The sequence below is a fragment of the Pseudomonas sp. MF08875 genome (assembly GCF_059862525.1).
The window spans coordinates 63,100-74,821 of record NZ_JCBCUW010000020.1 but is presented as its reverse complement, the minus strand read 5'-3'; the positions used below and the strand labels follow the sequence as shown (position 1 = coordinate 74,821).

The 11,722-nt window shown below is 63.3% G+C and carries 12 protein-coding genes; 8 read left to right on the top strand and 4 right to left on the bottom strand.

All coding sequences use genetic code 11. From position 1 onward, the window contains the following. Positions 1–30 precede the first annotated feature (30 nt). The 6 genes from AC19YT_RS13995 (at position 31) to AC19YT_RS13970 (ending at position 5,350) form a co-directional block, all read left to right on the top strand. Entirely contained in the window at positions 31–1,098 is a 1,068-nt protein-coding gene (locus AC19YT_RS13995; protein WP_095107412.1) for an ABC transporter substrate-binding protein, read from the top strand. Positions 1,099–1,240: 142 nt separating this feature from the next. Beyond that, on the top strand, positions 1,241–2,047 hold the full coding sequence (locus AC19YT_RS13990; RefSeq protein WP_500596971.1) for an alkaline phosphatase family protein: 807 nt from the start codon (positions 1,241–1,243) through the stop codon (positions 2,045–2,047). Next, positions 2,044–2,889 (top strand): ABC transporter permease, encoded by an 846-nt coding sequence (locus AC19YT_RS13985; RefSeq protein ID WP_500610464.1) that lies wholly within the window; start codon positions 2,044–2,046, stop codon positions 2,887–2,889. The genes AC19YT_RS13990 and AC19YT_RS13985 overlap by 4 nt, the downstream gene beginning before the upstream one ends. Next, positions 2,876–3,676 carry an ABC transporter permease gene (locus AC19YT_RS13980; protein WP_095107409.1) on the top strand — a complete coding sequence of 267 codons (801 nt, stop codon included), beginning with the start codon at positions 2,876–2,878 and terminating at the stop codon, positions 3,674–3,676. Before AC19YT_RS13985 ends, AC19YT_RS13980 begins: the two co-directional genes overlap by 14 nt. Beyond that, positions 3,673–4,662, top strand: coding sequence for an ABC transporter ATP-binding protein (locus AC19YT_RS13975; RefSeq protein ID WP_095107408.1), 990 nt, complete (start codon positions 3,673–3,675; stop codon positions 4,660–4,662). Before AC19YT_RS13980 ends, AC19YT_RS13975 begins: the two co-directional genes overlap by 4 nt. A 34-nt stretch (positions 4,663–4,696) precedes the next feature. Next, positions 4,697–5,350 carry an HAD family hydrolase gene (locus AC19YT_RS13970; protein ID WP_500596968.1) on the top strand — a complete coding sequence of 218 codons (654 nt, stop codon included), beginning with the start codon at positions 4,697–4,699 and terminating at the stop codon, positions 5,348–5,350. Positions 5,351–5,478: 128 nt separating this feature from the next. On the opposite strand, the gene AC19YT_RS13965 is transcribed toward AC19YT_RS13970, so the two are convergent. Beyond that, positions 5,479–6,441 (bottom strand): zinc-binding dehydrogenase, encoded by a 963-nt coding sequence (locus AC19YT_RS13965; RefSeq protein WP_095107406.1) that lies wholly within the window; start codon positions 6,439–6,441, stop codon positions 5,479–5,481. A gap of 139 nt (positions 6,442–6,580) precedes the next feature. On the opposite strand from AC19YT_RS13965, the gene AC19YT_RS13960 reads away from it, so the two are divergent. Both AC19YT_RS13960 and AC19YT_RS13955 read left to right on the top strand, forming a co-directional pair. Further along, positions 6,581–8,656: a carboxy terminal-processing peptidase gene (locus tag AC19YT_RS13960; RefSeq protein WP_176465046.1), complete on the top strand. Its 2,076-nt coding sequence runs from the start codon at positions 6,581–6,583 to the stop codon at positions 8,654–8,656. Between the two features lie 122 nt (positions 8,657–8,778). Continuing rightward, positions 8,779–10,590, top strand: a complete 1,812-nt coding sequence (locus tag AC19YT_RS13955) for a bifunctional diguanylate cyclase/phosphodiesterase (protein ID WP_095107404.1) — start codon at positions 8,779–8,781, stop codon at positions 10,588–10,590. On the opposite strand, the gene AC19YT_RS13950 is transcribed toward AC19YT_RS13955, so the two are convergent. The 3 genes from AC19YT_RS13950 to AC19YT_RS13940 are packed head-to-tail and all read right to left on the bottom strand — an operon-like array spanning position 10,556 to position 11,667. Continuing rightward, a complete protein-coding gene (locus tag AC19YT_RS13950; protein WP_095107403.1) occupies positions 10,556–10,957 on the bottom strand; it encodes an SEL1-like repeat protein in 402 nt (133 codons plus the stop codon). The two genes, AC19YT_RS13955 and AC19YT_RS13950, sit on opposite strands and share 35 nt — an antisense overlap. Next, positions 10,958–11,329, bottom strand: coding sequence for a hypothetical protein (locus AC19YT_RS13945; protein WP_003179080.1), 372 nt, complete (start codon positions 11,327–11,329; stop codon positions 10,958–10,960). Then, positions 11,326–11,667, bottom strand: coding sequence for a helix-turn-helix domain-containing protein (locus AC19YT_RS13940; RefSeq protein WP_095107722.1), 342 nt, complete (start codon positions 11,665–11,667; stop codon positions 11,326–11,328). Before AC19YT_RS13940 ends, AC19YT_RS13945 begins: the two co-directional genes overlap by 4 nt. Positions 11,668–11,722: the final 55 nt, after the last annotated feature.

Below are 11,722 nucleotides of genomic sequence, written 5' to 3'. Positions count from 1 at the left end.
GCCGCGTGAAAACGCCCAAAGGAGCTTTCGATGAAACAGCTTTTCCTGGCTTCACTGTTAGGCACGACCCTTGCCATGAGCACCGCCGCCCTGGCCGCCGGAACCGATCTGAAAACCCTGGAAGCCGCCGCCAAGGCCGAAGGTGAAGTCAACAGCGTCGGCATGCCCGACAACTGGGCCAACTGGAAAGGCACCTGGGACGACCTGGCCAAGCTCTACGGCCTCAAGCACATCGACACCGACATGAGCTCGGCCCAGGAAGTGGCCAAGTTCGCCGCCGAAAAAGACAACGCCAGCGCCGACATCGGTGACGTCGGCGCCGCCTTTGGCCCCATCGCGGTCAAGCAGGGCGTGACCCAGGCGTACAAACCGAGCACCTGGGAGCAGGTCCCGGCGTGGGCCAAGGACGCCGACGGCCACTGGGCCCTGGCCTACACCGGCACCATCGCGTTCATCATCAACAACAAGTTGCTGCACGGCTCCGAAGCGCCGAAGAACTGGGCCGACCTGGAAAAGGGCAAGTACAAGGTTTCCATCGGTGACGTCGGCACCGCCGCCCAAGCGGCCAACGGCGTGCTGGCTGCGGCCATCGCCAAGGGCGGCGATGAAAAGAACATCCAACCGGCGCTGCTGATGTTCGCCGAGATCGCCAAGCAGGGGCGTCTGTCCCTGGCCAACCCGACCATCGCGACCATGGAAAAGGGTGAAGTGGAAGTGGGCGTGGTCTGGGATTTCAACGGCCTGAGCTACAAAGCCAAAATGGCCAACCCGGATGACTACACCGTATTGATCCCGGCCGATGGCTCGGTGATTTCCGGCTACACCACGATCATCAACAAATACGCCAAGCACCCCAATGCCGCGAAACTGGCCCGTGAGTACATCTTCAGCGACGCCGGGCAAACCAACCTGGCCCGCGGCAACGCCCGGCCGATCCGCGCCGAACACCTGACCCTGCCCGCCGACGTCCAGGCGCAGTTGCTGCCCAACGAGCAGTACAAAAAAGTCACGCCGATCAAGGACGCCGACGCCTGGGAAAAAACCTCCAAGGCCCTGCCACAGCAATGGCAGGAACAGGTCATCGTCGAAATGCCGTAAGGCGGTTAGCCACACCGAGCCCGTGGGAGCGAGCCTGCTCGCGAGGGCGGTGGGTCATATACACCGCCCTCGCGGGCGCCGCCCGGCCCGCTCCCGCACACCGCTACTGCGATTCCTCTTTTTGTCACGGAGCCCCCAACCCATGCAGCACAACGTCATCCTGGTGGTGCTCGACGGTTTGAACCATGAGGTCGCGCGCCATGCCATGGGCCATCTACAGGCCTATGTCGGTGCCGGGCGCGCCGCGCTCTATCGGCTCGACTGCGAATTGCCGGCCCTGTCGCGACCGCTCTACGAGTGCATCCTCACCGGCGTGGCGCCCATCGACAGCGGCATCGTGCATAACCAGGTGTCGCGCCTGTCGAGCCAACGCAGCATTTTCCATTACGCCCGCGCGGCCGGTTTGACCACAGCGGCGGCGGCCTATCACTGGGTCAGCGAGCTGTACAACCGCTCGCCCTTCAACGCCGCCCGGGACCGCCACACCGACGACCCGAGCCTGGCGATCCAGCACGGCCACTTCTACTGGAGCGACCATTATCCCGACGCCCACCTGTTCGCCGACGCCGAGCACTTGCGCCTGCGCCATGCGCCGAACTTTCTGCTGGTGCACCCCATGAACATCGACGACGCCGGCCACAAGCACGGCCTCGACACCCCGCAATACCGCAACAGCGCCCGCTCGGCCGATATCATCCTGGCCGACTACCTGCAAGGCTGGCTCGACGCCGGCTACCAGGTGCTGGTGACCGCCGACCACGGCATGAACAACGACCGCTCCCACAATGGCCTGCTGGCCGAGGAACGCCAGGTGCCGCTGTTTGTCCTGGGCGATGCCTTCAGCCTCGACCCCGGCGCCGCGCCCCGGCAGGTGGAGTTGTGCGGCACGGTCTGCGAACTGCTGGGCGTCACCCACGACAAACCTGTATGCCGGGGGCTACTCAAGTGAACGCCATCACCCGTGGCAAGTGGCTGGCCGTGTTGTGCCTGCTGCCCTTCGCCCTGTTTTTTATCGTGTTCCAGATCGCGCCGCTGGCCTGGGTGATGATCCACAGCGTGCAGTCCGAAGAGTTCGGCTGGGGCCTGGCCAACTTCAGCAAGATATTCAGTTCGCGCTTCTATATGCAGGCCATCCGGTACAGCCTGGAACTGGCCTTCTGGTCGAGCCTGTTCGGCATCATCATCGCCATCCTGGGCAGCTATTCGCTGCACCGGGTCGATTCGCGGCTGCGCAACTTCGTCACCGCGTTCGCCAACATGACCAGCAATTTCTCCGGGGTGCCGCTGGCCTTCGCCTTCATCATCCTGCTGGGCTTCAACGGCACCTTCACCCTGATGCTCAAGCAGGCCGGGATCATCCAGGACTTCAACCTCTACTCCAAGACCGGGCTGATTATTCTCTACACCTACTTCCAGATTCCCTTGGGTGTGTTGCTGCTGTTTCCCGCGTTCGACGCCCTGCGCGAGGACTGGCGCGAGTCCGCCGCCCTGCTGGGGGCCAACAGTTGGCAGTTCTGGCGCCACATCGGCCTGCCGGTGCTGACCCCGGCGCTGCTGGGCACCTTCGTGATCCTGCTGGCCAATGCCCTGGGCGCGTATGCCACGGTCTACGCCCTGACCACCGGCAACTTCAACGTGCTGCCGATCCGCATCGCGGCGATGGTGTCGGGCGATATCTCCCTGGACCCGAACATGGCCAGCGCCCTGGCCGTGGTACTGGTGGCGCTGATGACCCTGGTGACCATCGTCCATCAGTTGCTGTTGAAGAGGAGCTACCATGTCTCGCGTTGAAGGAGGCCCTGCCACGCTGTATCACCGCACCGTGGTCTATGTGCTGTTGATAATCCTGCTGCTGCCCCTGGCTGGCACCCTGGTGTATTCCCTGGCCAGCAGTTGGTCGGCGACCATCCTGCCCAGCGGCTTTACCCTCAAGTGGTACACCCAGTTGTGGAGCGACCCGCGCTTTCTCGCCGCGTTCGGCCAGTCGCTGCTGGTGTGCGTCGGCGCGTTGGTGCTGTCGGTGGTGCTGATCCTGCCCCTGCTGTTCGTGGTGCATTACCACTTCCCCAGGCTCGATGCGCTGATGAACATCCTCATCCTGCTGCCCTTTGCGGTGCCGCCGGTGGTGTCCTCGGTGGGGCTGTTGCAGCTCTATGGTTCCGGGCCGCTGGCGATGGTGGGCACGCCGTGGATCCTGATCGGCTGCTACTTCACCGTGGCACTGCCCTTCATGTACCGGGCGATCACCAACAACCTGCAAGCGATCAACCTGCGCGACCTGATGGACGCCGCCCAATTGCTCGGCGCCAGCACCTGGCAGGCGGCGTTCCTGGTGGTGCTGCCCAACCTGCGCAAAGGCCTGATGGTGGCGCTGTTGCTGTCGTTCTCGTTCCTGTTCGGCGAGTTCGTGTTCGCCAACATACTGGTGGGCACGCGCTACGAAACCCTGCAGGTGTTCCTCAACAACATGCGCAACAGCAGCGGCCACTTCACCAGTGCCGTGGTGATTTCCTACTTCCTCTTCGTGCTGGTTCTGACCTGGGCGGCGAACATCTTGAACAAGGACAAAAGCCAATGAGTTTTGTCAGCGTCCAACACCTGCAAAAAAGTTACGCCGGCACCCCGGTGTTCAGTGACATCAATTGCGAAATCGCCAAGGGCGAATTCGTCACCCTGCTCGGCCCTTCCGGTTGCGGCAAATCCACCCTGCTGCGCTGCATCGCCGGGCTGACGGCGGTGGACGGCGGGCAGATCCTCCTCGATGGCCAGGACCTGGTGCCCCTGAGCCCGCAGAAACGCGGGATCGGCATGGTGTTCCAGAGCTATGCGCTGTTCCCCAACATGACCGTGGAACAAAACGTCGCCTTCGGCCTGCGCATGCAGAAGGTCAAGGCCGACGACAGCCGCCAGCGGGTACAGGAGGTGCTGCGCCTGGTGGAACTCAACGACTTCGCCAGCCGCTACCCCCATCAACTGTCCGGCGGCCAGTGCCAACGCGTGGCCCTGGCCCGCTCGCTGGTGACCCGCCCGCGCCTGTTGCTGCTCGATGAGCCGCTGTCGGCCCTGGACGCGCGCATCCGCAAGCACCTGCGCGAACAGATCCGCCAGATCCAGCGTGAGCTAGGCCTGACCACGATTTTCGTCACCCACGACCAGGAAGAGGCGCTGACCATGTCAGATCGTATCTTCCTGATGAACCAGGGCCGCATCGTCCAGAGCGGCGATGCCGAAACCCTCTACACGGCGCCGGTGGACCTGTTCGCCGCCGGGTTTATCGGCAACTACAACCTGCTCGACGCCGCCAGCGCCAGCAGCCTACTGCAACGGCCCATCGCCAGCCGCATCGCGATACGCCCGGAAGCCATCGCCCTGAGCCTGCACGGCGACCTCGACGCCCAGGTACGCAGCCACAGCCTGCTGGGCAACGTCATCCGCTACCGCATCGAAGCCCGTGGCGTGGAACTGGTGGTGGACGTGCTCAACCGCTCGGCGGCGGACCTCTATGCCGACGGTCAGCGCCTGGCATTGAGCATCGATCCTTCGGCCCTGTGTGAGGTAGCCTGATGGCCTTCGCGCTTTTTAAGAGAGAACCGCACTGATGGCGTTGGCAATTTTCGATCTGGACGACACCTTGATTCACGGCGACTGCGCCACCTTATGGAGCGAGCAAATGGGGCGCCTGGGTTGGGTCGACCCCGAGCCCTTCATGCGCCGCAACAATGAGCTGATGGACGCCTACAGCCGCGGCGAACTGGCCATGGAGGACTACATGGCGTTCAGCCTGGAACCCATGATCGGCCGCACCCCCGAGGAAATCACTCACTTGGTCGAACCCTGGGTGGAAGACGTCATCGAGCCGCTGATCTACAGCGACGCCACCACCACCATCGCCCGCCACCGCAAGGCCGGCGACCGCATCCTGGTGATCTCTGCCTCGGGCACCCACCTGGTCAGCGCCATTGCCGCGCGCATCGGCATCGACGAAGTGCTGGCGATCGACTTGGAAGTGGCCAGGGGCGTCTACAGCGGGCGCACGGTCGGCACCCTGACCTACCGCGAAGGTAAGATCGCCCGTTTGCTGCAATGGCTGGATGAGGAAGAGGAAAACCTGGAAGGCGCGGCGTTCTATTCCGACTCGCGCAATGACCTGCCGCTGCTGCGCAAGGTCGACCACCCCCACGCGGTCAATCCCGACCCGGTACTGCGTGCCCATGCCGAACAGGCGGGGTGGCCGGTGCATCACTGGAAGTAGCTGGCGTGCATTGTGGGAGCGAGCCCGCTCGCGATGACGGACTGTCAGTCAACTCTTAAGGGGCCGGTCCATTGCTATCGCGAGCGGGCTCGCTCCCACGGTTCCCACAGCCAACCGCTGGGGTTAACTCACACCAAACTATCGTCAATCACCAACACCAACTTGCCCGACACCTGGTTGCCCGCCAGTTGCGCGAACGCGGCTTCGGCATCGTGGATGGCGAAGGTGCGGGCCAGTTGCGGGCTCAGGCGGCCTTCGCTGAACAGCGGCCAGACCTGGCGGCCCAGGTCGCTGAGCAGGTCTGCCTTGAACTGCTCGTCGCGGCTGCGCAGGGTCGAGCCCAGCAACTGCACGCGCTTGGCCAGCACCTGCGCCAGGTCGAACGGCGCTTCGCGGCCGCCCATCAGGCCGATCAACACCCAGCGGCCATCCTGGGCCAGCAACTTGAGGTTGAGCTGGGCGTAGTTGGCACCCACCGGGTCGAGGATCACGTCGAACGGGCCGAAGTCCCCCAAGCCTTCCAGGCCATCGGTACGCACCACGCCGCCCTGGGCCCCCAATGTTTCGCAGTACGCCAAGCGGTCGGCCGAACCGACACTGACCCAGCACGGGTTGCCGAACGCCTTGCACAACTGGATCGCCGCCGAGCCCACGCCACTGGCGCCGGCGTGCAGCAGCACTTTTTCGCCCGGTTGCAACGCCGCCAAGCGGAACAGGTTCAGCCACGCCGTGCTGTACACCTCCGGCAACGCCGCCGCTTCGGCCAGGGACAAGCCCTCGGGCACCGGCAGCACATGGCGGCCGTCCACCACCACTTCCTCGGCCATACCGCCGCCGGCCAGCAGCGCGCATACCCGGTCACCTACCTGCCAGGACGACCCGGCGCCCACTTCACTGATAACCCCGGAGCATTCCAGGCCCAGCACCGGGCTAGCGCCGGGCGGCGGCGGATAGAGCCCCGCGCGTTGCAGCAAATCGGCGCGATTCAAACCCGCCGCCGCCACACGGATACGAACTTGCCCTACATCACAGGTAGGACGCGGGCTTTGAACCCACTCCACATGACCTTCAACGCCTTGCAATGCCTTCACAGTGCCTCCATAGTGAGTCCGGACTGAGCCCGTTCGCTGTAGCGTCGGGCTTTTTGCATTATGCGACCGGCCCCTATGGAACCGGCGACTTCAAAGACGGCCTAATATGCGTTATCAATTGCCCCCGCGTCGAATCAGCATGAAGCATTTGTTCCCCAGCACCGCACTCGCTCTTTTCATTGGCCTGGGCCTTTTGCCCAGCCAAACGTTCGCAGCCAACAGCTGGGACAAACTTCAGCCCGATCGTGACGAGGTGATTGCCAGCCTTAACGTCGTCGAGTTGCTCAAACGCCATCATTACAGCAAACCGCCGCTGGACGATGCCCGCTCGGTCATCATCTACGACAGCTACATCAAGCTGTTGGACCCTTCGCGCAGCTACTTCCTGGCCAGCGACATCAGCGAATTCGACAAGTGGAAGACCCAGTTCGACGACCTGCTCAAAAGCGGCGACCTGAACCCGGGCTTCACCATCTACAAACGCTACCTGGACCGCGTCAAGTCGCGCCTGGACTTCGCCCTGGCCGAACTGAACAAAGGCGTGGACAAGATCGACTTCAATGCCAAGGAAACCTTGCTGATCGACCGCAAGGACGCGCCATGGCTGAAAAACACCGCCGAACTCGACGACCTGTGGCGCAAACGTGTCAAGGACGAGGTCCTGCGCCTGAAGATTGCCGGCAAGGAACCCAAGGCCATCCAGGAACTGCTGACCAAGCGCTACAAGAACCAATTGGTGCGCCTGGACCAGACCCGCGGCGAAGACATCTTCCAGGCGTACATCAACACCTTCGCGATGTCCTACGACCCGCACACCAACTATCTGTCGCCGGATAACGCGGAAAACTTCGACATCAACATGAGCCTGTCGCTGGAAGGCATCGGCGCGGTGCTGCAGAGCGACAACGATCAAGTCAAGATTGTGCGCCTGGTGCCCGCGGGCCCCGCAGACAAGACCAAGCAAGTGGCCCCCGCCGACAAGATCATCGCCGTCGCCCAGGGCGACAAAGAGCTGGTGGACGTGGTCGGCTGGCGCCTGGACGAAGTGGTCAAGCTGATCCGCGGCCCCAAGGGCACCGTGGTACGCCTGGAAGTGATCCCCGCCAGCAACGCGCCCAACGACCAAACCAGCAAGATCGTGCCCATCACCCGCGAAGCGGTGAAGCTTGAAGACCAGGCCGTGAAAAAATCGGTGCTCAACCTCAAGCAGGACGGCCGCGACTACAAGCTGGGCGTGATCGAGATCCCGGCTTTTTACCTGGACTTCAAGGCGTTCCGCGCGGGCGACCCGGACTACAAGAGCACCACCCGCGACGTCAAGAAACTGCTGACCGAGTTGCAGAAAGACAAGGTCGATGGCGTGGTTATCGACCTGCGCAACAACGGTGGCGGCTCGTTGCAGGAAGCCACCGAGCTGACCAGCCTGTTCATCGACAAGGGCCCTACCGTGCTGGTGCGCAATGCCGACGGGCGGGTCGATGTACTCGAAGACGAAAACCCCGGTGCCTTCTACAAAGGCCCGATGGCGCTGCTGGTCAACCGCCTCTCGGCCTCGGCCTCGGAGATTTTCGCCGGCGCCATGCAGGACTATCACCGCGCGCTCATCATCGGCGGCCAGACCTTCGGCAAGGGCACGGTGCAAACCATCCAGCCGCTCAACCATGGCGAGCTGAAGCTGACCCTGGCCAAGTTCTACCGGGTTTCCGGCCAGAGCACCCAGCACCAGGGCGTGTTGCCAGACCTGGACTTCCCGTCCCTGATCGACACCAAGGAAATCGGCGAAAGCGCCCTGCCCGAAGCCATGCCGTGGGACACCATCCGCCCGGCCATCCGCCCCGCGCTCGACCCGTTCAAGCCGTTCCTGGCCCAGCTCAAGGCCGAGCATGAAAGCCGTTCGGCCAAAGACGCCGAGTTCGTGTTCATCCGCGATAAGCTGGCCCTGGCCCAGAAGCTGATGGCGGAAAAAACCGTCAGCCTCAACGAAACCGAACGCCGCGCCCAGCACACCGATATCGAAGCCCAGCAACTGGTGATGGAAAACATCCGGCGCAAGGCCAAGGGCGAAGCGCCGCTCAAGGAACTGAAGAAAGAAGACGAAGACGTGATCGCCGCCGAGCCTGATAAAACCAAGCCCGAAGACGATGCCTACCTGAGCGAAACCGGGCGCATCCTGCTCGATTACCTCAAGTTGAACACGGCGATCGCCAAGCACTGACAGTAGTGGCAATTTAATATTGGCGCTCCAGTGGAGCGTCATTAAACAGTCATCATCCTGTCGTGAAATACAGGACCGGGCTCCCCAAGGAGCCCGGTCCTTTTTTTTCGACAGAGATCGCCATGACCACGACCGAACAGCTGAGCGCCCTGAGTTCAATCCTCGCGCAAGGGGCGTTGCACAGCCTGTTCCAGCCCATCATCTCGCTGTCGGCGCGGCGCATCGTCGGCTACGAAGCCCTCAGCCGCGGCCCGTCCAACAGCCCATTGCACTCCCCCATCGCCCTGTTCGCCGTGGCCCGCCAGGCCGAGCGCCTGAGCGAGTTGGAAATGGCCTGCCGGCGCAGTGCTTGCCGGCGGTTCAATGAGCAGCAACTGCCCGGCAAATTGTTCCTCAACGTCTCCCCCGAATCCCTACTGGAAGCCGCCCACCAACCCGGGCGTACCCTGCAATTGCTCCAGGACTTCGGCATCCCACCCAGCCAGGTGGTGATCGAGCTGACCGAACAAACCCCCATCGACGACTTCCAACTGTTGCAAAAGGCCCTGCATCACTACCGCGCCATGGGTTTTTCGATTGCCCTCGACGACTTGGGCGCCGGCTATTCGAGCCTGCGCCTGTGGTCGGAACTACGCCCCGATTACGTGAAGATCGATCGACACTTCATCGACGGCATCCACCAGGACGCCCTCAAGCGCGAGTTCGTCGGCTCCATTCTGCAAATCGCCAGGGCCTCGCGGGCACAGGTGATCGCCGAAGGCATCGAGCTGCCGGAAGAATTGGAAGTATTGACCGAAATGGGCGTGGACCTGGTCCAGGGGTATCTGCTCTGCCGGCCCCAGGAACAGCCGCCGCGGGACGCCCACCCCATGATGCCCAAGCTCGACAACCCGGCGGCCTCACTGACCGAAGAGGCCGGCGACCTCAGCGCCCTGCTCAACGAACAACCCGCCGTGGCCCGCGACACACCCACCGCCACGGTACTGGAGGCCTTTCGCCGCCAGGCCAACCTCAACTCCCTGGCGGTGCTGGACGAGTTGGACCAACCCTGCGGCATCGTCCACCGCCATTCGCTGTCCGACGCCCTGCTCAAGCCCTTCGCCACCGACCTGTTTGCCCGCAAGCCCATCAGCCGCCTGATGAACGACGACTTTCTCGCCGTGGAGCTGAGCCAGTCGCTGCAACAGGTCAGCCGCCTGATAACCAGCCGCGCCCGCCAGCGCATCGAGGAGGATTTCATCATCACCCTCAACGGCAGTTACCTGGGCCTGGGCCGGGTAATCGACGTGCTCAAGCTGATTACCGAGCTGAAAATCCAACAGGCGCGCTACGCCAACCCGCTGACCCTGCTACCCGGCAACGTGCCGATCCAGCAGTGCCTGACGCGGCTACTCCAGCAGCAACGCGAATCGGTGATCTGTTATGTGGATATCGACAGCTTCAAGCCCTTCAACGATATCTACGGCTACGGCCGTGGTGACGAAGTGCTGCTGTGCCTCGCTCAATGCCTGAACGACCGCATCGACCCCAGCCGCGACTTTGTCGGGCACATTGGCGGCGATGACTTCTTGCTGGTGTTGGGGCCGCAAGACTGGCGCAAACGCTTGAACCAGTTGCTGGAGGATTTTCACAGCCAGTGCCGGCGTTTCTATCGCAGCGAGCACTTGGAGGCCGGCTGCTTTATCGCGCCCAACCGCCAAGGCGTGCGTCAGGAATTTGCCCTGCTGTCGCTGTCCATCGGCGTCGTGCACCTGTACCCACAGGCCTGCGAGCACCTCGACGCCAGCCAATTGGCCGAGCTGGCGTCACAGGCCAAGCACCACGCCAAGAACGTGCCCGGCCATAGCATCCATGTGATCGACAGCCTGGCCCTGAAACCGCGGGACAGCCACCCGGCACCTAGTGCGCGGACGCTGCCAACTGCGCCAGCTTGAGCTCAGCCAACGGGTGCCCGGCCTTGGCCGCCAGGCTCCAGAAACGCGCGGCTTCGGCCGGGTCCGGCGCTTTGCTAGGCGTTCCCGCCAGGCTGAAGACGCCCACCTGATACGCGGCCTTGCCGTCACCGGCCAGCGCTGCCAAGCGCAGCAGGCGCACGCCCTCCTCCCGTGCGCCCAAACCCTGGCCACGGAAGGCCAGGATATGGCCATAGAAACTCTGGGCGCCGACATCCCCCAGGTTGGCCATGCGCGCGAACTGCCCTTCCATCCAGCTCCAACCGCGCGGCTGGCGAACCAGCCAGGACCAATGAAACAGCCGGCGCGCCAGCCAATAGCTGACACGTGCTTTGAGTCGCAAGAACACTTAAGCCTCCGCCGATTCGGGATATTCATATTCAAAAACCCGCACCACTTCCGAGGCGTGCCACGACGCGGCAGCCACACCATCGGAAGGGCCGGAGAACCGCCCCAGACGCTCCACACACTCAAAGAAACCGGTGCGCGGCAAACGGCTGGCGCCTTGGCTGATGACCAGGGAACTGCGCAGCGGCTGCTCCGCCCGGGCGTCCAGCGCCGCCAAATGCTCCAAGGCGGCAGTCAGGGTCTGCATCGCCGGGCTGGGCAGTTGCAGACGCTCCAACAGGGCGCGGTAAGTCAGTAAGTGGCGCTGGCGGCGGGCCTGGTCCAACTCGCCCAGCAAACCGTCCCAATGCTGTCGACTGATGCGCACGCTCATAGCTCGTCTCTCCATCCTGGCACCGTCAATTCCCACGCCAGGCTCCGGCGAATCGCCGCGTCGGGCAGACGCTCGCCGCTTTCAATCAAGGCCAGGTAGGACGGGCTGATACCGACGGTACGGGCGAGCGCCTCAATGGCAATGCCCTTGGTTTCGCGCAGACTGCGCAGTTGACCCAGGCTCGGCAGAACCTGGTCTGGCGCTGGCGCTTGACGGGCCGGCGCGGGTTGTGGCGGTGCCGGGTCCTGGCCGGCGGCCTTCAATAAAGCCTGATACTGAGCCCATGGCACCACTGCGTACTCGGGCTCGCCATCGCGTGCGATTATCTGAATATCCATTACCACCCCGTAGGACAACAACACTTAGCGCGTCAGCACTTTCCTTAGGAGTGTA